Consider the following 21,328-nt stretch of genomic DNA (forward strand, 5'->3'; position numbering starts at 1 on the left):
TTTATACGCAAGTTAAACTACAAACCTAAGTCGCGTTAGCGACGAAAATCCGCCATTCAAAAGAAGTCCTGGTCAATTTTGTTTTGGAGAGAATGGGCTGGATTGCTCCAAAAAAGGAATGAGGTTGACATTAACCAACAGATAAAGATTATATTTTCATCGGTAAAATCTTAGGATCCAAATTATATGGCAGATAACAAGAAAGAACTGGAACGGGCAGAGTTGCACCGTGCGATTTGGGCTATTGCAGACGACCTTCGTGGGTCTATCGATGGGTGGGATTTTAAGCAGTACGTTCTTGGAATGCTTTTTTACCGCTATATCTCCGAAAACCTGGCCTCTTACATTAACAAGGGCGAAGAAAAAGGCTTTGATTACTCCAAACTTTCTGATAAAGAGGCGAAACAGGCCAAGGATGACCTTGTAAAGGAAAAGGGTTTCTTCATTCTGCCGAGCCAGTTGTTCTGTAATGTTCTGGAAAAGGCCGATAAGAACGAGAACTTGAACGAGACTTTGGAATCCGTTTTTAACGCCATTGAAGCATCGGCTAAGGGAACAGCCTCTGAAAGCGACATTGAAGGCTTGTTTGATGACTTTGACGTGAATTCCAACAAGCTGGGCAAGAGTGTTGCCGACAAGTGTGCAACCCTCCGCAAGTTGATGCATGGTATTGCCGACATGAAGTTGGGGGATTATCAGGATAACACCATCGATGCCTTTGGCGATGCCTATGAGTATCTGATGGGCCTGTATGCAAGTAACGCAGGCAAAAGTGGTGGCGAATACTACACCCCTCAGGAAGTGTCCGAGTTGCTGGTTCGAATTGCAGTCAGTGGCAAGAAGACTATCAACAAGATTTATGACCCGGCTGTAGGTTCCGCATCCTTACTTTTGAAGGCTCGTAAGATTCTGGGTAGGGATGGGGTTCGCAAGGGTTACTTTGGCCAGGAAAAGAATCTGACAACCTATAACCTAGCCCGAATCAACATGTTCCTCCATGACATCAACTACAATAAGTTTGATATTGCCCATGGGGACACTTTGATTGACCCGAATCATTGGGATGATGAACCATTCGATGCAATCGTTTCTAATCCTCCTTATTCCATCAAGTGGGAAGGGGATGATAACGCCCTGCTGATTAATGACCCTCGTTTTGCTCCGGCTGGTGTTCTGGCTCCCAGGAGTAAGGCTGACTTGGCCTTTGTGATGCACATTCTTTCGTGGCTTGATACAGCTGGAACTGCGGCCATCGTCTGTTTCCCCGGCATTATGTACCGTGGCGGTGCCGAACAGAAGATTCGCCAGTATCTGGTTGATAACAACTATGTGGATGCAGTGATTCAGCTGCCGGACAACCTGTTCTACGGAACAACGATTGCTACCTGCATTCTTGTCCTAAAGAAGTCCAAGAAGGACAATAAGGTTTTGTTTGTGGATGCAAGCAAGGAATGCGTGAAGGTTACGAATTCCAATAAGCTGACCGATGACAATATCCAGAATATTGTTGCCTGCCTAAATGATCGCAAGAACAAGAAATACGAAACAAAATTGGTGGCCATTGATGATGTTGCTGAACAGGACTACAACCTGTCTGTTTCAACTTATGTGGAACAGAAAGACACCCGTGAGCATGTGGATATCAAGGTCTTGAATAAGCAGATAGCCGATATCGTAAAGCACGAAGATGAACTTCGCAAGTCCATCGATAAGATTATTGCAGACTTGGAGAAATAGCCAATGAGCAAGATTGATGACTTGATAAAGAAGTATTGCCCCAATGGGGTTGATTTTAAAACTGTAAAAGAGGTTCTTACCTTATCAAGAGGTATTCGGGTTGTCAGAGGGCAATTGTCGCAAGAAGGTGAATTTGCGGTTTATCAAAATAGTATGATTCCTCTAGGATTTTACGATAAATCAAATTGTCCTGAAAAAACAACTTTTATTATTGCGGCTGGAGCTGCAGGAGAAATCGGTTTTTCTGAAAAACGCTTTTGGGCTGCAGACGATTGCTATTACATTGAACAGTGTAAAACTTTTGATAGCAAATACTTATATTATGTTTTTTTGCGAAACCAACACAAATTAAAATCGCAAGTACGTAAAGCGAGTGTTCCTCGTTTATCACGAATAGCAATTGAAAATCTTATCATCCCTGTACCTCCTTTGGAGGTGCAGCGTGAAATAGTCCAGGTACTGGACAGTTTCACGATGCTCACAGCGGAGCTTTCAGCGGAGCTTTCAGCTCGCAAAAAGCAATATGAATTTTATCGTGACCAGTTGCTTTCATTCAAAAAAGTTAGCCCCCCCTAACTTTGGAGTGGAAAACTTTGGGTGAAATTTGTGACATGAAAGCAGGTAAGGCTATTTCTGCATCAGATATAAGTTCGGAACAGTCGAAAATGTTCCCGTACCCATGCTATGGTGGCAACGGAATTCGTGGTTATGTGGCTTGCAATAATCAAAATGGAGAATATTGTCTAATAGGTCGCCAAGGAGCTTTGTGTGGCAATGTATGTTTTGCTACTGGAACATTTTATGCAACAGAACATGCTGTTGTTGTTAAAAATGATGCCAGACTAAATAACAGGTTCCTGTTTCATTTGCTAACAGCAATGAATTTAAACCAGTACAAATCCCAAGGTGCTCAGCCGGGATTAGCCGTTGGAAATTTAGAGAAATTGAGCGTTCCGGTTCCACCGATTGACATTCAAAAAAGAATAGCTAAAGTTCTTGATAATTTTGAAGCAATCTGTTCTGACTTGAAAATTGGTTTGCCTGCTGAGATTGAGCTGCGTAAAAAGCAGTATGAATATTACCGAGATATGTTGCTAAGCTTCGAGCCGCTTGGCGCAGTTCTTGCTAAGCAAGCAATAATTAGTCTCTATCAGTATGTTTATGGGTATGCAGAAGTTCCTCTAAATGAGTTTGCAACTATTATGCGTGGTGGAAGTTTCCAAAAGAAAGATTTTGCTGAAAGTGGGGTGCCTTGCATTCACTATGGTCAAGTCTATACCAGATACGGATTGTATGCAAATCAGACTTTCACATACATCAGCGAAGAATCTGCTAAGAATCAAAAGTTTGCAGAACCCAATGATATTGTCATGGCTGTGACAAGTGAAAATGTTGAAGATATTTGCAAATGTGTTGCTTGGATTGGAAATGAAAAAATTGCAGTCAGTGGTCATTCTGCAATTATCCATCACAATCAAAATGCAAAGTATCTATCATATTACTTCCATACATCCATGTTCTTTGGACAAAAACGGAAATTGGCTCACGGAACAAAAGTCATGGAAGTAACACCGGATAAACTTGGAAACATCACAATTCCTCTTCCATCCCTTGCTGAACAAGAACGTATCGTTGCGATTCTAGACCGTTTTGATGCCCTTGTCAATGATATTTCCACTGGCATACCAGCCGAAATTGAAGCCCGTAAGAAACAATACGAGTATTACCGTGATAAATTGCTGACTTTTAAGAATATCTCATAAATCGGTGTATTTTTTTTGTTATTTTAGGGCATGGTATAAAATTGAAAATGAATTGGTTTCTTGATGCTTAAATCAATAGTTACAAAAAATGTTGGTCCGGTTGAATTGAATGTTGAATTCGGTTCTCGTCTTAATGTTTTTACTGGTGATAATGGCTTAGGAAAAAGTTTTTTGCTCGATGCAATCTGGTTTGCTTTGACGCAAAAGTGGCCTGCTGAATCAAATCCAAATTTATCGACTGGATTTGTGGGTCGTCCGAAATTTCCGAGTAAATTGTCAAAGATTAATTTTCAGTTGTCTCAGAAAAATGAAATACTCCCTTTTGAAACTGTTTTTAATCGTGAAAAACAGAATTGGGAACTGACTCAAGGTAAAATTTTTCTTGGCAGTACCTGGAAAAGTAGCCTGGTCATTTACGCACTGGCTGACGGTAGCTTTTGCGTTTGGGATCCTGTACGAGCATTCCGCTATGACGGTGTAGATTTTCAAAAAGCCAGTAATGTTGCTTTCGCTTTTAATTCCCAAGAAATTTGGAATGGGCTAAAGCAAAATGAAAAAAATACAATCAACGGTCTAATCGCAGACCTGTGCTCGTGGCAAGATAAAAACGGTTTTGAATTTAAATGTTTGCTGAAATTGTTAGAGGCTCTGTCTCCTCCAGATTTCAAACTTTCCATAGGTGAACAGACTAGACTTTCCTTAAACGATGTCCGTAACATTCCTACCATAAAAATGCCTTACGGTAGCGTGCCTGTATTGCACGCTTCTGCTGCAATAAGACGGATTCTTTCCATAGCTTATTGTATAACTTGGGCTTTTAGCGAACATTTAAAAGCTTGCAAAATTACTGGCCAAAAACAAGTTTCGCAAATCACTTTTTTGATTGACGAAGTTGAATCTCATTTGCATCCTAGTTGGCAGAAAAAGGTGATGCGAGCGTTACTTTCTTCTATTGAAACTTTGCTTAAGGATGTTAAGGGTTGTGCTCAAATTATTGCGACGACTCATTCTCCTTTGGTGATGGTTTCTTTGGAAGATTTCTTTGATCCTGAAAAAGACAAGTGGTTTGATTTTGACTCCGGAAAAAGGGGGACAATTCATTTTACCGAACGCGAATTTACGAAGTTGGGCACCTCTGATATTTGGCTGGAAAGCAAAGCTTTTGATATGGATTCAACCCGTTCAGTTGATTCTTCTAAATTGATAAAGCGGATATATGCTGAACTTCGCGACGAAAATATCAATAAGGAAAGAGTTCGGGATCTGTATGGAAAATTGTTACAAAGGCTGTCTCCTGTGGATGACGAGTTGTTCCTGATTCGTCATATGTGTCAAAAGAAAGGAGTCCTTTGATGATTCCTGTGAAACAGATGCCGGAACCGCCTGATTTTGATGAAAAGGTTCGAAAGCCAGGAAATAAGTGGCTTGCCGATCCTATAAATGCAAATGTTAATCCAAGTAAGTATAAGAATTTTTGGACTCGCTGCCTACCCGATTTAGCTGAGGCATACGGGCATATGTGCGCTTACCTTGCGATATATTTTGATCCTGCGTTTGGTGCGGATTCTGTAGATCATTTTATTCCAAAGTCAGATCCAATAAAAGGAAAAAGCCTCACTTATGAATGGAGCAATTATCGTCTAAGTTGTCTAGGAGAAAATCGAAAAAAGAATGTCTCGATTTCTCCTATTGATCCTTTTACGATGGAACCAGAATCTTTTTTCATTGATTTCTCTGATGGACATGTTTTTCCTAATCCTGCTAAGGATGCTAATTACCAGCAGGATTGTAAAGATGCTATTATCGCATTGAATTTGAATAATCCGATCAATTGCAAAATGCGAAAAAGCTGCTATTTACGTTACTTGAAAGGTGAGTGGACTGAGTTGGGGATGCAAAGAGAATCTCCTTTTGTTTGGCAAGAAATTTGTAGGCAGGGGCTTAAAAAATAATTCATGCAGTACAATACCGTAGCAGAAACATCTGAAGCAACTGTGGTTGCAGAATACACCCCGGCCCGTTCCCGATCCGATGCCTACCAGAGTGAAGCTGACCTGGAACGAAAATTCATAAAGATGCTTCAAAATCAAGGCTATGGTTATCTGCAAATCCATACCGAAGATGATTTGGTACAAAACCTCAGGACCCAGATCGAGAATTTGAATAATTTCAAGTTTACCGATGGGGAATGGGATCGTTTCTTTACGGAATTCATCGCCAACAGGAATGAAGGAATTGTTGAAAAGACCCGGACAATCCAAGAGGATTATGTCAAGACTTTAAAGACCGACAAGGGTGCTTCCAAAAACATCAAGCTGATAGACAAGGCGAACATTCACAACAATACTCTTCAGGTCATTAACCAGTATGAGGAAGAACAGGGAACCCATAACACCCGATATGACGTTTCAATCCTTGTTAACGGTCTTCCTTTAGTCCATGTGGAACTGAAGCGTAGGGGAGTGGCTATCCGTGAGGCTTTTAACCAGATTGATCGTTATCAGAGAGATTCTTTCTGGGCTGGTTCCGGCCTCTATGAGTATGTGCAGATTTTCGTAATCAGCAACGGGACTCACACCAAGTATTATTCCAATACCACCCGTAACGCTCATATCAAGGAACTTGCTGTAGGTGGTTCAAAAAAGAATATCAAGACCAGCAACAGTTTTGAATTTACCAGTTTCTGGGCTGATGGCAATAACAAGAATATCCCGGACTTGGTGGACTTCACAAAGACGTTCCTTGCCAAGCACACTATCCTTAATGTTCTTACCAAGTATTGCGTATTCACTTCAGAAGAATTGCTCCTGGTAATGCGTCCGTACCAGATTACTGCGACAGAACGCATTTTAAACCGTATTACCATTGCCAACAATTACAAGACAATGGGCAAGTTGGATGCTGGTGGCTACATCTGGCACACGACAGGTTCCGGCAAAACCTTGACCAGCTTCAAGACCGCAGTTCTGGCCAGTGACTTGGATTACGTGGACAAGGTTCTTTTCGTGGTGGACCGTCAAGATTTGGACTATCAGACCATGAAGGAATATGACCGTTTCCAGAAGGGAGCGGCAAACGGCAATAAGTCCACAAAGATTCTCCAGGACCAGCTGGAAGACCGTAATCAGAAGGGCGGTCATCACGAATACAAGATTATCGTGACCACAATTCAAAAGCTGGGGTGTTTCATTACCAAAAATAAAACACACGATATCTATAAAAAGCATATTGTTTTTGTTTTCGATGAATGCCATCGTAGTCATTTTGGCGAACTGCATCAAAAAATCACCAAGACCTTCAAGAATTACCATCTGTTCGGCTTCACAGGAACACCTATATTCCCCCAGAATGCTGGCTGCAGCAAGAATCCGCTGCTGAAGACTACGGAACAGGCTTTTGGCGATAAATTGCACCATTATACCATTGTGAATGCAATTAACGATGGTAATGTACTGCCTTTCCGCATAGATTACGTTAATACTGTTCAAGTAAAAAAGAACCTGGTTGACAAGAAAGTCTCTGCTATTGATACAGAAGAAGCTATGAGCGATCCGAAGAGGATTGCCGAGATTGTTTCCTATGTTCTTGAACATTTTGATCAAAAGACAAAGCGTAATACGTTCTATCAGGTCAAGGACCAGAGACTTTGTGGATTTAATTCCATCTTTGCAACCGCTTCTATCCCCATGGCCAAGAAATACTATGAGGAATTCAAGAAGCAAATTAAGGCAAAGTATTCACCTTTAAAAATTGCCACGGTATTCAGTTATGCGCCCAACGAAGAAGATGTGGGTGGAATTCTGACGGAAGAAGAATTTGAAACTGGGGCAATGAGTAAATCTGATAGAGACTTTCTTGATTCTGCCATTAAGGACTATAACAAGATGTTTTCGATGAATTTCGATACATCAAGTGAAAAATTTTTGGCTTACTACAAAGATATTTCTCAAAGGATGAAGAATAGGGAAATTGATCTTCTGATTGTAGTGAATATGTTCCTGACGGGTTTTGATGCCACTACGCTGAATACTTTATGGGTGGATAAAAACCTTAAACAACATGGATTGTTGCAGGCTTATTCTCGAACAAACCGTATTCTTAATTCTGTCAAGACATTTGGTAACATAGTTTGCTTCCGTTCCTTGCAAAAAGAAACGGATGATGCGATTGCTTTGTTCGGCGACAAGGATGCCGGTGGAATCGTTATCCTAAAAACCTTTAGCGAATACTACAATGGTTATAAGGATGACAAAGGCAAGAAACAGCCTGGTTATAAGCAGCTGCTTGATGAATTGAAGACCATGTATCCGCTTGGTCAAGAAATTTTAGGCGAAAAGGCAGAAAAGGAATTTATCCGTTTGTTCGGAGCCGTCCTTCGCTTAAGGAATATTCTTTCTTCTTTTGATCAATTCAATGATCTGGATATTTCAGAAAGAGACTTGCAGGATTATCAGTCTATCTACGTAGATTTGCATGATAAGTATTCGCATCAGCAGAAAGGCTCAAAGGAATCCATCAGGGATGACATTGAGTTTGAATTGGAATTAATCAAGCAAGTTGATATCAATATTGATTACATCTTGGCTTTGGTCGCCCAATATCATGACAGCAACTGCAAGGATAAGAAGATTAAGGCTCAAATCACCAAAGCCCTAAATGCTAGTGTTGAACTCCGCAGCAAACGCGAACTGATTGAAGCCTTTGTGAAGAAGGTTAATGTCGATACCGATGTTGACAAGGATTGGAAGGAGTTTGTCAAGGAACAACAGGAAAACGACCTTGTTCAAATCATTTCTGATGAAAACCTGAAGGAAGAAGAGACAAGGGAATTCATCATCAATTCTTTCAGGGATGGCGAACTGGATGAATCCGGTACAGATATCGCCAATATCATGCCTAGGATGTCCCGATTTGGTGGTGGAAACCGAGCCGAAAAGAAAGCAGATGTCATCGCCAAATTACGTCAATTCTTTGAGAAGTATTTTGGTCTGATTACCTTTGAAGACGAAGATAAAGAATTGGTAAGCAATCTTGTGAAAATGCCTTACAATGCCATTGGAGAATCTTTTATCTCTTCGATGGCAGCTGAGAATAAGGCAGAGTATGATGCTGGTAAGAAGTAAGTTTATTAAGGTTATGTTTTGGAGTACCATTACACCTTCTCATAAGTATTAAATGAGTTTTTCTTCAAAAGACATTTATCTTCTGCTGGGTGAATTTCTACACCTATGTCAACGCATAGAGTGGACCATGAAATACATGGTAGAACAGGCTTGTTTGGAGACGGAGTTTAAATCCTTAGAAGAATTAAAACAGCCAAAACCCTTAGAATTTCATTGGCAAGACAATAAAGATTGCTTGGGTGGTGTTGTTCATGAATACCTTGACAAGTATTATGGAATGCCTGTAGATGACCTTACCGATGGTGAATTCATTAAATTCCAAAGCAAGTTCAACTTTGTCGATGCTGAAAATCCAGAACAAACAAGGGAAAACTACGAAAGACGTGAAGCTGAATTGATGGAACTTGTTGAAGTCCGTAATTTTCTGGCACATCGATTTGGGTTGGAATTTCATTTACAGAATGAAGAAAACTGTAATGAAGCGATGAATTATTTGCTGAAGGCAAAAGAAATCATTGTGACGCATGCAAAAATCATTGGTGATGAAAGACAACGATTGGAATCAATGAAGCAAATGTGTGCATCTTTATTGCTGTCGCCCTCATTTGTTTCATCCTTTGAATCGATGCGTCTGACCCAGCAATTATCGGGAAAAGTTGGCAGACTAAAGTCATACAATTTTTCCGACATGGGAAACAAGAGTATCTTCGATTTTACTGACAATCAGGACGTAATTGAAGCTATTATGTACGGGAATGATGACAAGTCACCTTCATACTATGATAGTGTTCCAAAGATGACAAGGTTGGCTCACTTGGAATGTTTGGCCGACATGACTGGAAATAAGAACTTTATTGATGCCGTGGAAAAACAACAAAAATTGATTGGTGTTAAGTAAGTTTTTTTATTTAATCGAATGTTGTGTTATCTGCTTCGTGAATATACCGGAGCAAAGTACACCGTGAAACCGGAGTAATGGAAACCGGCGTACCGGTCAAACGGAAACCGCGTCCCTGAAAATGCAGTTGACTCACATTTTGTGATTTGCTTTTGGCTGGATAAGACCTGCATCTCGCATTCGCATATACATGCCGCCTTTGAATATGCTTGTTTGCGAATGGCTCGCGCGAACATGATTAAGAATCCCGCGCGGTCCCAACATTCTGAATTGAGCAAAAAATAGAACTATCAAAATGGTTTCCTTGAAGTCGGTATTGCCGTTTCCTCCATTCCGGACTAGCGGTTTTTTCTGGCCGGAATATTCACTTCGCGTTAGGCCCCGCAGCCCGCATGGGGTCGGACTCGCGCGGCGCTTGCCTTGTGCAGTCGCACGGAGCGCGAGGCTGAACGACAAAAAGACCGAACTGGATTTTTCCAGCTCGGTCTTTTTATAGCGCAAGAGGGCCGGCCCGCCAGGGCAACGCCCATTATTTCACGATATGACGATGATACTCCTGCAGGCTGCAAACCTCAAATCTGCCGTAGTCGTGTTTGTCCATGAGGCCTTCGACGGTGGAGGTGAGGGCGGCGATGGTGGTGGTGATAGGTACACCGCTGACCACAGCCTTGCTGCGCATTTGGATTTCATCGACCATGGCTTCGGCGCCGGTCTCGCTGGTGTTCACGATCCACTGGACTTCCTTGTCGTGGATGAGGTCCAGCAGGTTCGGGCGGCCGCGGGAAATGCGGAACACGGCGCGGGTCTTGATGCCTTCGTTGTAGAGCATGGTGGAGGTGCCGCGGGTGGCGTAGAGGCCGTAGCCCAGTTCCACCAGCTGGCGGATCAGGGGCACTGCGCGGGCCTTGTCCTCGTCCTTGAGGGAGACGAAGATGTTGCCCTGGCCCGGGATGCGGTTGCCGGAGGCCAGCTGGCTCTTGAGGTAGGCAAGGCCGCGGTCGCGATCCAAACTCATGACTTCGCCGGTGGACTTCATTTCCGGGGAGAGGGTCACGTCAACGCCCGGGAACTTCACGAAGGGGAACACGGCTTCCTTCACGCTCACGTACGGAACATAGACTTCTTCGGTGAAGCCGATTTCTTCGAGGGTTTCGCCCAGCATGCAGCGGCTTGCGTAGCTTGCCAGAGGCACGCCGATGGACTTGGAAACAAACGGCACGGTGCGGGAGGCGCGGGGGTTCACTTCAATCATGTAGAGTTCGCCATCCTTCACGGCGAGTTGCATGTTCATGAGGCCCACCACATGGAGTTCCTTTGCGAATTCCTTGGCGTAGGCGCGGACCTTGTCCTGGATTTCCTTGGAGAGGGTCATGGGCGGAATCACGCTTGCGGAGTCGCCGGAGTGGATGCCTGCGGGTTCCACGTGTTCCATGATGGCGCCCACCACGGTGTGCTTGCCGTCGCTGATGCAGTCCACGTCGAGTTCAGTTGCGTCTTCGAGGAAGCGGTCGATAAGAATCGGCTTGCCTTCGCCAATGGCGGCGGCTTCTTCCACGAACTTGCGGAGGTATTTTTCCTTATAGACAATCACCATGCCGCGGCCGCCGAGAACGAAGCTCGGGCGCACGAGAACGGGGTAGCCGATTTTCTCGACGATGGCGAGGGCTTCTTCCACGTTGTGGGCAATGCCGCTTTCGGCCTGCTTGATGCCGACCTTGTCAACCAGCTGCTTGAAAAAGTCGCGGTCTTCGGCGAGGTCAATGTCTTCGGGGCTTGTGCCGACCACGTTCGCACCGGCCTTCTTCAGACGCATGGCGAGGTTCAGCGGAGTCTGGCCGCCGAATTGCACGATGACGCCCGCGCACTTTTCGCGTTCGTAAATGCCCATCACGTCTTCGAGCGTAAGCGGTTCAAAGTACAGCTTGTCGGAGGTGTCGTAGTCAGTGGAAACCGTTTCGGGGTTGGAATTCACCATGATGACTTCGTAGCCTTCGCGACGCAGCGTAAAGGCGGCGTGGCAGCAGCAGTAGTCGAATTCGATACCCTGACCGATTCGGTTCGGGCCGCCACCGAGCACCATGATTCTCTTCTTGTGGCCGTGACCCGGAATTTCGCGAACCGGTTCGGAATTTTCGGCATAGCAGCTGTAGTAATACGGCGTGATGGCTTCGAATTCGCCGGCGCAGGTATCGACGGAGTAGTAACTCGGAATAAGCCCAATCTGCTTGCGCACCGCCATGACTTCTTCCGGAGTCTTGCCGAAGATGTAGCCGATCTGGATGTCGCTATAGCCCAGTTCCTTGGCCTGGCGGAATAGCGGCACGTCTTTTGCCAACGCTTCCAACGAACCTGCGGAAAGTATTTCGTCTTCGTAGAGGGCGAGTTCTTCCAGGTGGCGGAGGAAATAGCGGTCGATTTTCGTGATTTCGTACAGCTTCTCGACGCCCCACTTGCGGCGCAGTGCTTCGTGCAATACGAAGATGCGTTCGGCGCTGGGGCGGGCAACTTCCTTGGCGAGCGTTTCGTCGTCGTAGGCGGCAAACTTTTCGCACTTGGCGCAGGCACCGAATCCGCCGAATCCCGTTTCAAGAGAGCGGAGGGCCTTCTGCATGGCCTGCTTGAAGTTGGTGCCGATGGCCATGGCTTCGCCCACAGACTTCATCTGAGTGCCCAGCGTGGAATCGGCCTTCGGGAACTTTTCGAATGTGAAACGCGGAACCTTCACCACAACGTAGTCGAGGGCCGGTTCAAAGCAGCTGGGGGTCGTTTGCGTAATGTCGTTGCGGAGTTCGTCGAGGGTGTAGCCCACGGCTAGGAGGGCCGCAATCTTTGCGATGGGGAAGCCCGTTGCCTTAGAAGCAAGCGCTGAAGAACGGCTCACGCGGGGGTTCATTTCGATGATGATGCGGCGACCTGTCTTGGGTTCGATTGCCCACTGAACATTGGATCCACCGGTTTCCACGCCGATGGCTTCCATGACCTTCAGGGAGTCGTCACGCATGGCCTGGTAGGCGCGGTCATCAAGGCTCTGGATCGGGGCCACCGTAATGGAGTCGCCGGTGTGCACGCCCATGGGGTCCAGGTTTTCGATGGAGCACACGATAACGGCGTTGCCCTTCTTGTCGCGCATGACTTCCATTTCGAATTCTTTCCAGCCAAGCAGCGATTCTTCGATAAGCACTTCGTTGTTGAGGGATGCATCAAGACCGCGGGTCACGATGGTTTCGAATTCTTCGGGATTGTGGGCGATACCGCCGCCGGTGCCGCCAAGGGTAAAGCCCGGACGGATAATCAGCGGCCAGCTGCCGATGGTGTGAGCGATTGCGTTTGCTTCGCTCATGGAGTGCGCCGAACCGGAGCGGGGGAGGTCCAGCCCGATTTTGAGCATGGCTTCCTTGAACAGGTGGCGGTCTTCGGCGCGCTGGATGGATTCTGCCTTTGCACCAATGAGTTCCACCTGGTAGCGGTCCAAAATGCCGCGTTCGTTCAGTTCCATGGCGAGGTTCAAGGCGGTCTGGCCACCCAGAGTGGGGAGCAATGCATCCGGACGTTCGCGGCGAATGATTTCGTGCAGAATATCAACGCTCAGCGGTTCGATATAGGTGCGGTCGGCCATTTCGGGGTCGGTCATGATGGTGGCCGGGTTGGAGTTCACCAGCACCACTTCGTAGCCTTCGCGGCGCAACACCTTACAGGCCTGCACGCCGGAGTAGTCAAATTCGCAACCCTGACCGATAACGATCGGACCAGAGCCAATGAGCATAATCTTTTTGAGGTCTGTGCGCTTAGGCATTCTTTTTGCCTCCATTCAAATTCTTCTGCGCGGCTTTTGCGGTCGCAGTTTTTGTTTTGCTATTCTTCTGTTCTTGCACATGCGAAGCGTGTGCCGTTTCGTTCATTTTTTTGAACGAAACATTTTTTTTATTTAGTGCCGCCTTTACGAGCCCGCTGAACAGCGGGTGCGGTGCCGTGGGCCTGCTCTTGAATTCCGGATGGAACTGGCAGGCTTCAAAGTACGGGTGGTTCTTGATTTCCACCATTTCCACGAGCTTGCCGTCGGGCGATGTGCCGGCAATCTTGAGCCCCGCCTTTTCCAAGGCGATGCGGAATTCGCTGTTGTAGTTGAATTCGTAGCGGTGGCGGTGACGTTCGCTAATCTTTTCGCTCTTGTATAGCTTTGCCGCGTTGGAATCCTTCATGAGCTTGCACGGGTAAGCGCCGAGGCGCATGGTGCCGCCCTTTTCGGTGACGTTTTTCTGTTCGACCATCAGGTCGATGACCGGGTGGGCCGTCTTTTCGTCGAATTCCGTGGAGTTGGCGTCCTTCCAGCCGAGTACATTGCGAGCAAATTCAATCACGCAGCACTGCATACCGAGACAAATTCCCAGCAGTGGAACATTGTGTTCGCGGGCATACTTGATGGCAACACACTTGCCGTTTACGCCGCGGCTACCGAAACCGCCCGGAATCAGGATGCCGTCGGCGTTCTTGATGAGGTTCGGATTTTTTTCCAACTCTTCGGCCTCGATGCATTCCACCTTCACCTTGGCGTTGTGTTCCATGCCGGCGTGTTGCAGGGCTTCGTGCACGGACTTGTAGGCGTCGCGGATGGCGATGTACTTGCCCACCAGCGCGATGGTGCATTCGTATTTGGGCTGGGTGGCCTTCTTGACGAGCTTGTCCCATTCGGAGTGGATGATGGGGTGTACACTCAGATGGAGCTGTTCAAGCACGCGGAGGTCAAGTTCCTGCTTTGAAAGTTCGCGAGGTACAGCGTATACAGAATCCGTCACGTCCTTTTCTTCGATGACGCATTCGGGCTTCACGTTGCAGAAGAGCGCGAGCTTGTCCAGGTGATCCTGCGGAATCGTCATTTCGGTACGGCACACCAGAATGTCCGGGAAAATACCGATGTTGCGGAGTTCGGCAACCGAGTGCTGCGAGGGCTTCGTCTTGAGTTCGCCTGCGGCCTTCAGGTAAGGCACCAGAACCAGGTGGATAAAGCAGGTGTTTTCCACGCCCACTTCGAAGCGGAACTGCCTTGCGGCTTCGAGGAAGGGGAGGGATTCGATGTCGCCAGCGACACCGCCGATTTCGCAGAGAACGATGTCGGCGCCGCTTTCGGCTGCAGAACGGAAGGCATCCTTGATTTCGTTGGTGATGTGCGGAATCACCTGCACCGTACCGCCGAGGTACTTGCCCGCGCGTTCTTTTGCGAGCACGGAGGAATAGATGCGGCCCGAGGTATAGCTCGATGCTTTGGAGCACTGCACGCCGGCAAAACGTTCGTAGTGGCCTAAATCAAGGTCGGTTTCGTAACCGTCGTCGGTCACGAAGACTTCGCCGTGCTGGTAAGGGCTCATGGTGCCCGGATCCACGTTCAGATACGGGTCCAGCTTCTGCATAAACACCTTGTAGCCGCGGCTCTTGAGCAGCAGCGCCAGCGAGGCCGAGGTGATTCCCTTACCCAGCGAGCTGACCACGCCGCCGGTAATAAAGATGTACTTGGTCTGTTTTTTTGCGGTTGCTTTAGCCATTTTTCACCTCCCCGGCGCATTCCTTGCCCGCGACATTTGTGCTTGCGCATTCCTTGCCCGCACCGTTCTTTCCAGATTTAAAGTCAAGAATCATTTGTCTGAATTCATCGAACAGGTAGTAGGAATCGTTCGGGCCCGGAGCGGATTCCGGGTGGTACTGCACGCTGAACGCGGGGAGTTCCTTGTGACGGATGCCCTCGACGGTGTTGTCGTTCAGGTTGATGTGGCTGACTTCCACATTCGCAGGGAGGGTCGATTCCTCGATGGCATAGTTGTGGTTCTGGCTCGTGATTTCCACAGCGCCGGTCTTCAAGTTCTTTACCGGATGGTTGCAGCCGTGATGGCCGAACTTGAGTTTGGAAACCTTCGCGCCGAGAGCGAGACCGAGCAACTGGTTACCGAGGCAGATGCCCATCAGCGGAACCTTGCCCAAAAGCTGCTTTACGACTGCAGCCACTTGCGGGAGGCTGTTCGGGTCGGCAGGTCCGTTGGAGAGGAAAACGCCGTCCGGATTCTTCGCCATAATTTGTTCGTAGGTGGCGTTGATCGGGAGGACCGTTACCTTCATGTTTTGTTCTGCGAGGTTCCTCAGAATGTTCGTCTTGATACCGAAATCCAGCGCGACAACGTTCAGGTCGCCTTCGGTGCTGAATTCGTAACCCTTCGGGTCGCTGACCTTGCTGGCGTAATCCTGGCCGTCGAGGCCTTCCCAGGCTTTTGCCTTTGCGATTGCATCGGCTTCGCTCATCTCGGAGCCTTCCACATGCAGGTATGCCTTCTGTGCGCCGTGTTCACGCAGGTGGAGCGTGAGTGCACGCGTATCCACGCCCGCGATGCCCGGCTTCTTGTGGGCGAGCATGTAGTCGTGCAGGCTCTCTTCGCCGATTTCCTTGCTCACGTCGTCCAGCGAGTTCACGACGATGCCGTTCAGGAACATGTCGCGGGATTCGGACTTTTCGAGATTTGCGGCGTATGCGCCGACTTCTGCCGTGGTGAACACCACGAACTGGCCCGCATAGGAGGGGTCCGTCAAAATCTGCTTGTAGCCCGCCATGCCGGTGTTGAACACCGCTTCGCCGACGGTATCGGTTGCACTACCAAAGGCATACCCGTGGAACACGGCGCCATCCGCCAGTGCCAAGAACGCTTTCTTCTCGCGTTTCGCTTTCCAGTTGAACTTGTCAGTCATATATTGCTCGCTGTGTAATGAAAATGCTTCGTTGAATTGTCTCCCTGGAGCCCTGTAAGGGCGGTAGGGTCAAATGCTATGGATTCTATCGCCTCTGCGAGGCTCCAGAATGGCAAAGACAGTAAAAAATAAAGGCAAAAGCCAAAAGCTTTTGCCAAACGATAAAGACGATTAAAAACGGAAATAAGAAAAATCGGATGTCCGGAAATTTTTCCGGAGAGGGTCGCCTGATTGCGTTGCGCAATCGCTGCAACGGCCGAACACAGGTGTGCCTCTATGGATTCCGATACTTTCATCGGGACCATAATGTAGTAAAAAGAAGGTGCGCTCGCAAGCAGTTTCGCTTTTATTTTTTAGAAAAATTTTTAGCTATTTCGTTTTATGTAAAACGGGATGCCGCGATAACCGTGAAAATACAAAAAATGTAAAACCGCTGTGGTGGAGTCCAAAAGCGTTCGCCAATCCTGCCGTGAATAACTATATTTATATTTGCTTATATAAGAGTATGTCAGTTCGAAATCCATCCTGACGATAAACAAAACTAGGAGCCTATATGAAAAACGCCTTGCTGGTTCTATCTGGCGGTATGGATGGCGTGACATTGCTCTATGACCGTGCTGACGAAATCGCCCTTGCTGTCTCGTTTGATTACGGAAGCAATCACAACGACCGTGAAATTCCCTTCGCTAAACTTCATTGCGAAAAATTCGCGTTCCGCATATCACCATTCCGCTCAAGTTCATGCACGATTATTTCAAGTCGTCGCTTTTGTCGGGGGCGGATGCGATTCCCGAAGGTACTTATGCCGATGAAAATATGAAGTCGACCGTGGTTCCTTTCCGTAACGGGATTATGCTTTCTGTGGCGGCGGGCCTTGCTGAAAGCCGAGACTTGACCGAGGTGATGATGGCGAACCATTTTGGTGACCACGCTATTTATCCTGACTGTCGCGAAGAGTTTGTCAAGAATATGTCGGCGGCGATTGCGGCGGGAACTTATGCTGGCATTACGATTGATGCTCTCTACACGAATATTTCGAAGGCCGATATTGCCCGCAGGGGCAAGATGCTCGGAATCGATTATGCTCAAACCTGGTCCTGCTACAAGGGTGGAAAAATCCATTGTGGAAAGTGTGCAACCTGCCTGGAACGTAAGGCGGCTCTTGCCGAAGCGGGTGTCGAAGATACGACGGAATACGAGGGGTAATATGTACAGAGTCATCAAGCGAATGGAAATTTCGGGTGCGCACCGGCTGAACCTCCCGTACGAAAGCAAGTGTAGCGGTCTTCATGGCCACAACTGGATTATCACGGTGTACTGCCAAAGTGAAACTCTCGACGAAAACGGTATGGTGGTCGATTTCTCGCACATCAAAGAAATCGTGAAGGGTCAGCTTGATCACAAGTTCCTGAACGATGTGATGGATGCAAATCCGACTGCCGAAAACATGGCCCGCTGGATTTGCGAGCAGGTTACGCATTGCTACAAGGTGCAGTATGCAATCGAGACGGCGAAGGCCAAAATCACGGGCACCATGATGTTGGTCGCATCCATGTAAAGCCCGAGATAACCCACCAGGCCAAATGTCATGATGACGCCTGCAAAAGTCGTAATCAGCGGAGAGACAATTCCGCGGAGCGAACGCGTCACGAGGAACATCACGATGATGGCGCAGATAATCGTCATGATGAAAATGCGGCCCATCTCTTCGCCGATGTATTTCAGCTTCTGGAAACTCAGGTAGGGCATGCCTGTAGCACGCGGGTGCAGCTGCGCATACTTTTCCTTCGCGATGATTTCAGTTGTTTCGCGGCCCGTTTGCATGTCGGGCGCTTCTGCCTTCACGCCCTTCGCTTCGCCTTCGGCCTTCCACAGGTCATCTTCGGGGAAGGGGCGCAGCTTGATGTTGATGAAGGCCTGCTTGCGGTCAGTCGAAATCAGCTTCTTCGCCAGTTCCGGCTTGTCGGCCAGGCGTTTTTCGATTTCGGCATGTCCCGCTTTGTCTGTCGGGATTTCTTCGGGCACAATCTGCGTGATTTCCATGCCCTCTTCGGTGCCGAGCATGTATTCCAAATAGACAATCGAAGTCGCCTTGCCGTCGGAATACGAGAGGCTGTCCCGCAGTTCGTTCGAAAGCTCGCGCAAAAGTTTCAAGTTGTCCGGCGTCAAGATGGAATGGTCGCTCTCGACCAACACGCCCACGAAGTAGTCGTTACCGAAAGTTTCCTTGAACTTGTCGGTTTCCACAAGCATCGGGTCGCCCTCGATAAAGTAGCTGTCCCAGGACTCCTCGACGTAGATTTTTTTCATACCCACGATCGAAACCGCAAGCAAAACGACAAACGCCACCAGCAAAATGGCGCGGTGATTGAGCAAGAATTCGCCAAAACGGCCGAACCGCTCGTTGATTCTTTCAATGTTAATCTTTGGAAGGCTCATTGTATCCTCTTTTTTTGCGGAGCAAAAAGTAGAGAGATGAGCCTGAAATTTCTACTCCAAATGGTTTTGCTCAAAACCGAACGGATTAAAGGAGAAAACTCCTTACAGTTTTTTTTACAATCTTTTTACAAACAAACCCTTGCCGAATTACAGGGGTATTCTATATTCTCGTTGACGGTTCAAAATAGTGCCGAGACATCCAAATTATTTTGGATGTTTTTTTTTCAAAAGGAGTACTATATGAACCTGACCAAAACGCAACGACCGCATGACCCGTTCTTCCGCTGGCTTTTTGCCGTCGTCACGCATCTTCGTTGTCTGCTGGAGCTTGCTGGCAAGATCAATCGCGATGTCAGCGAATTCCTGTCGGCGGTAAATCTTGACACACTTATGCGCATTCCGGATTCCTATTCGGAAGTGGATGACACTGGTGAAGCAGATTTGGCGTATCGCGTCAATGTTTCGACGGGGGCTTCTGTGCTTGTCGGAATTTTATTAGAGCATAAGTCGGGGCGGGACCCTGATGTACTCAATCAAATTGCACGGTATGTAAATGCCGTAATGAAAATGCATGGAGCCAATCACGGTTTTGACGGTCTTCCGACCATGGCGATTATTTTCTACAACGGGCGTGAAAACTGGAATCCGCTTAAGGTGATTGAAGAAGGTTTCCCGGAATATTTCCATGGGAAAATCTTGCCGTTTCAATGTGCATTTGTGAATATGGCTGACATTCCTGACAGTGACTGCCTTGCATGCGAAGATGTAGCGACCGGCATGGGGATTGTCGCTATGAAATATGCCTATAATGCTGAAAAACTGGTTGAAATTCTGCCGAAGTTTAAGGATGCCTTGAAAAAGATTCCCCACAATGAGGCGACTTGCCTTTTGCAGAAAATTAGTGTATATTTGTCAGAGTATCTCACCGAAGATATTCAAAAGGAGTTGGATATGGCTTTCGTTAGCGTAGGACAGAAATACGGATTCGTTAGCGCCGGCGATGTTTACCGTCAGCGGATTGCCGATGCTCGCGCCGAAGAACGCCAAAAGGCTGAAGAAAAGGCTGAAAAGGCCCGCGACGAGGAGCGTGCCGATGCAATCAGCGTGTTGCAGGATATGGGCATGACTCCGGAAAAAATCGCCGAGTTCAAAGCCAAACTCGAGGCTCTAAAAAAGTAGCTTAGAGAAGTTTTCAAAAAAGAACGCCTACGGAAAAGAAAATCCGTAGGTGTTTTTTATGGGCGTTCCCCGGCTAAGGTCCCTGAGCTTGTCGAAGGGCGCCGGGTCGGGTGCTGCTCGCCTTCGGCTCATCGAGCCGCTACGCGTCTCGCCATCATAGTGACCGCTCGGTTCTCGCCTCGCTCTCGCCAACACGACTTGTTAAGACAAGTCGCTTTTGGCTCACTGGTGCGATGTCCTCCCCTAAAGGGGACCATAGCCACTAAGCAGTAAAACTGCAAGTGGCTGGAGGCCTAACGCAAATACATCAAGAAATTCACCAATTGAGGTATTTCTTGATTTCAGCAAAACATGCCCGATGGGCATCAATGTTTATACCCATAGACGGGTGGTGCATGCACCAAATGGGGACGGGCGGGAAGCCATTTAATGTGAACAAATGTAGGTTTATTCCAGCACAATTCTTGCTAATCTCAACTTGATCACGAGCCTGCGGGAGATATTTCCATTCAAGATTATCCCACCCCCAACCGACAATCAAATTAGGACGCAGAATTTCCATAACCTCGGCAAGGGCCTTGGCGGACAAAGCCTTTAACTCAGCTGTCAAATAGCGTTTGTCCGCATGGTCGCCTTCACCGATACTTTTTTGAAAGAAATTGTAGAATGCAATCTTATCATAAACCTCATGCGGGTTTGCATCACGAACAGAGGCGAGAACATTCGCTGTATTGCGGTGGCACTGCGCCCATTTGGGGAGCGTTGCACCCTTGTCGTAGTTTGCTAGAAAATCCTTCTCGACCACCTCACGAGTCCACTCGTGATAGCCGTTGTTAGATTGCGGACCATAATGCGATTCGCCTAGCACAAGAATCTTGTGATGAGCGCTCGCATAATCCTTACCCACGTATGGGTAGAAGTTGATGTATTGAGATGAGGAAAACTCAAACCTTATCATATATTTACAGTAACTCTAAAATTCAACTTTTAACTCAATTGACTGCTCCATGATATTATGTAATTGTCGTTTAAGATTGAAATCAATATCAAATGATAACTTTAAAAATCTATTTAATACTTTTGTTGCAGGATTAAAGCCAAATGCAGTTTTTGCAATATCTATTTCAAAATTCAGATCCAACACAGAGGAACAATCTTTTTTGCTATTGTAATAAGTTTCAAAAATATTTAGCAAAGTCGGATTATCTAGATTTCGTTGTTCCAATAAAGTACTAAACTCTGTATCATCTTGAAGATTATTATCAATTACAAATTTTCTAGCTTTGTCCCAATGTTCTTTTGTAAAGCCTTCATTTGAATTTTCTTTAAATGAAAAATCTTCCCAATAATTCTCTTCAAGCAATTCCTTCAATTGTTTTTTCACAGATGCTGATATGCTTTTTTCATCTGGCAACCTCTAAAAATTACCCCAAAACGACTATTTACAAATAAACTAACATTTA

At 46.9% G+C, this 21,328-nt stretch carries 15 protein-coding genes and 2 pseudogenes; 10 read left to right on the forward strand and 7 right to left on the reverse strand.

Annotated elements, in window-relative coordinates:
• Positions 1 to 186 precede the first annotated feature (186 nt).
• The 7 genes from Q0P86_RS13660 (at position 187) to Q0P86_RS13690 (ending at position 9,521) form a co-directional block, all read left to right on the forward strand.
• The gene (locus Q0P86_RS13660; RefSeq protein WP_295040184.1) at positions 187 to 1,737 is read left to right on the forward strand and encodes a type I restriction-modification system subunit M; all 1,551 of its coding nucleotides are present in this window, start codon (positions 187 to 189) and stop codon (positions 1,735 to 1,737) included.
• Positions 1,738 to 1,740: 3 nt separating this feature from the next.
• Positions 1,741 to 2,313, forward strand: a complete 573-nt coding sequence (locus tag Q0P86_RS13665) for a restriction endonuclease subunit S (RefSeq protein ID WP_295040186.1) — start codon at positions 1,741 to 1,743, stop codon at positions 2,311 to 2,313.
• A 17-nt stretch (positions 2,314 to 2,330) separates the two neighbouring features.
• Entirely contained in the window at positions 2,331 to 3,500 is a 1,170-nt protein-coding gene (locus Q0P86_RS13670; protein ID WP_294114431.1) for a restriction endonuclease subunit S, read from the forward strand.
• Positions 3,501 to 3,563: 63 nt separating this feature from the next.
• Positions 3,564 to 4,853, forward strand: a complete 1,290-nt coding sequence (locus Q0P86_RS13675; RefSeq protein WP_294114432.1) for an AAA family ATPase — start codon at positions 3,564 to 3,566, stop codon at positions 4,851 to 4,853.
• Positions 4,853 to 5,452 carry a hypothetical protein gene (locus Q0P86_RS13680; protein WP_294114433.1) on the forward strand — a complete coding sequence of 200 codons (600 nt, stop codon included), beginning with the start codon at positions 4,853 to 4,855 and terminating at the stop codon, positions 5,450 to 5,452. The genes Q0P86_RS13675 and Q0P86_RS13680 overlap by 1 nt, the downstream gene beginning before the upstream one ends.
• 3 nt (positions 5,453 to 5,455) lie before the next feature.
• Positions 5,456 to 8,623 carry a type I restriction endonuclease subunit R gene (locus Q0P86_RS13685; RefSeq protein WP_295040190.1) on the forward strand — a complete coding sequence of 1,056 codons (3,168 nt, stop codon included), beginning with the start codon at positions 5,456 to 5,458 and terminating at the stop codon, positions 8,621 to 8,623.
• Between the two features lie 127 nt (positions 8,624 to 8,750).
• The gene (locus Q0P86_RS13690) at positions 8,751 to 9,521 is read left to right on the forward strand and encodes a hypothetical protein (protein ID WP_294114436.1); all 771 of its coding nucleotides are present in this window, start codon (positions 8,751 to 8,753) and stop codon (positions 9,519 to 9,521) included.
• A gap of 529 nt (positions 9,522 to 10,050) precedes the next feature.
• On the opposite strand, the gene carB is transcribed toward Q0P86_RS13690, so the two are convergent.
• From carB to Q0P86_RS13710, 4 genes and pseudogenes are all read right to left on the reverse strand, one after another.
• Positions 10,051 to 13,314, reverse strand: a complete 3,264-nt coding sequence (gene carB, locus Q0P86_RS13695) for a carbamoyl-phosphate synthase large subunit (protein WP_295040192.1) — start codon at positions 13,312 to 13,314, stop codon at positions 10,051 to 10,053.
• A 124-nt stretch (positions 13,315 to 13,438) separates the two neighbouring features.
• Positions 13,439 to 15,058: pseudogene (locus Q0P86_RS13700) on the reverse strand (CTP synthase); the annotation flags it as partial.
• On the reverse strand, positions 15,051 to 16,247 hold the full coding sequence (gene carA / locus Q0P86_RS13705) for a glutamine-hydrolyzing carbamoyl-phosphate synthase small subunit (RefSeq protein ID WP_295040195.1): 1,197 nt from the start codon (positions 16,245 to 16,247) through the stop codon (positions 15,051 to 15,053). The gene carA and the pseudogene Q0P86_RS13700, both read right to left, overlap by 8 nt.
• Positions 16,244 to 16,552: a hypothetical protein gene (locus tag Q0P86_RS13710; RefSeq protein ID WP_295040197.1), complete on the reverse strand. Its 309-nt coding sequence runs from the start codon at positions 16,550 to 16,552 to the stop codon at positions 16,244 to 16,246. The genes carA and Q0P86_RS13710 overlap by 4 nt, the downstream gene beginning before the upstream one ends.
• A 248-nt stretch (positions 16,553 to 16,800) precedes the next feature.
• Between Q0P86_RS13710 and queC the strand changes: the two are divergent.
• Both queC and queD read left to right on the forward strand, forming a co-directional pair.
• Positions 16,801 to 17,453: pseudogene (gene queC, locus Q0P86_RS13715) on the forward strand (7-cyano-7-deazaguanine synthase QueC).
• Between the two features lies 1 nt (position 17,454).
• Positions 17,455 to 17,805, forward strand: a complete 351-nt coding sequence (gene queD, locus Q0P86_RS13720; protein WP_295040199.1) for a 6-carboxytetrahydropterin synthase QueD — start codon at positions 17,455 to 17,457, stop codon at positions 17,803 to 17,805.
• On the opposite strand, the gene Q0P86_RS13725 is transcribed toward queD, so the two are convergent.
• Entirely contained in the window at positions 17,730 to 18,686 is a 957-nt protein-coding gene (locus tag Q0P86_RS13725; RefSeq protein WP_295040200.1) for an MMPL family transporter, read from the reverse strand. The two genes, queD and Q0P86_RS13725, sit on opposite strands and share 76 nt — an antisense overlap.
• Before the next feature lie 60 nt (positions 18,687 to 18,746).
• Here Q0P86_RS13725 and Q0P86_RS13730 point away from each other — a divergent pair, with 60 nt between their 5' ends.
• The gene (locus tag Q0P86_RS13730) at positions 18,747 to 19,865 is read left to right on the forward strand and encodes an Rpn family recombination-promoting nuclease/putative transposase (protein ID WP_295040201.1); all 1,119 of its coding nucleotides are present in this window, start codon (positions 18,747 to 18,749) and stop codon (positions 19,863 to 19,865) included.
• 316 nt (positions 19,866 to 20,181) lie between these two features.
• On the opposite strand, the gene Q0P86_RS13735 is transcribed toward Q0P86_RS13730, so the two are convergent.
• Positions 20,182 to 20,772, reverse strand: coding sequence for a hypothetical protein (locus tag Q0P86_RS13735; protein ID WP_295040202.1), 591 nt, complete (start codon positions 20,770 to 20,772; stop codon positions 20,182 to 20,184).
• A gap of 66 nt (positions 20,773 to 20,838) precedes the next feature.
• On the reverse strand, positions 20,839 to 21,279 hold the full coding sequence (locus Q0P86_RS13740; RefSeq protein ID WP_295040203.1) for a hypothetical protein: 441 nt from the start codon (positions 21,277 to 21,279) through the stop codon (positions 20,839 to 20,841).
• Positions 21,280 to 21,328: the final 49 nt, after the last annotated feature.

Source organism: uncultured Fibrobacter sp. (assembly GCF_946062555.1).
Classification (GTDB): domain Bacteria; phylum Fibrobacterota; class Fibrobacteria; order Fibrobacterales; family Fibrobacteraceae; genus Fibrobacter.

What these genes read in the sequence shown, in the direction of transcription:
- Q0P86_RS13725 (WP_295040200.1), bottom strand. Translation starts at nt 18,686, where the DNA reads ATGAGCCTTCCAAAGATTAACATTGAAAGAATCAACGAGCGGTTCGGC.
- Q0P86_RS13660 (WP_295040184.1), top strand. Translation starts at nt 187, where the DNA reads ATGGCAGATAACAAGAAAGAACTGGAACGGGCAGAGTTGCACCGTGCG.
- Q0P86_RS13730 (WP_295040201.1), top strand. Translation starts at nt 18,747, where the DNA reads ATGGTTTTGCTCAAAACCGAACGGATTAAAGGAGAAAACTCCTTACAG.
- Q0P86_RS13665 (WP_295040186.1), top strand. Translation starts at nt 1,741, where the DNA reads ATGAGCAAGATTGATGACTTGATAAAGAAGTATTGCCCCAATGGGGTT.
- Q0P86_RS13680 (WP_294114433.1), top strand. Translation starts at nt 4,853, where the DNA reads ATGATTCCTGTGAAACAGATGCCGGAACCGCCTGATTTTGATGAAAAG.
- carA (WP_295040195.1), bottom strand. Translation starts at nt 16,247, where the DNA reads ATGACTGACAAGTTCAACTGGAAAGCGAAACGCGAGAAGAAAGCGTTC.
- Q0P86_RS13675 (WP_294114432.1), top strand. Translation starts at nt 3,564, where the DNA reads ATGCTTAAATCAATAGTTACAAAAAATGTTGGTCCGGTTGAATTGAAT.
- Q0P86_RS13710 (WP_295040197.1), bottom strand. Translation starts at nt 16,552, where the DNA reads ATGGTCCCGATGAAAGTATCGGAATCCATAGAGGCACACCTGTGTTCG.
- carB (WP_295040192.1), bottom strand. Translation starts at nt 13,314, where the DNA reads ATGCCTAAGCGCACAGACCTCAAAAAGATTATGCTCATTGGCTCTGGT.
- Q0P86_RS13685 (WP_295040190.1), top strand. Translation starts at nt 5,456, where the DNA reads ATGCAGTACAATACCGTAGCAGAAACATCTGAAGCAACTGTGGTTGCA.
- Q0P86_RS13690 (WP_294114436.1), top strand. Translation starts at nt 8,751, where the DNA reads ATGAAATACATGGTAGAACAGGCTTGTTTGGAGACGGAGTTTAAATCC.
- queD (WP_295040199.1), top strand. Translation starts at nt 17,455, where the DNA reads ATGTACAGAGTCATCAAGCGAATGGAAATTTCGGGTGCGCACCGGCTG.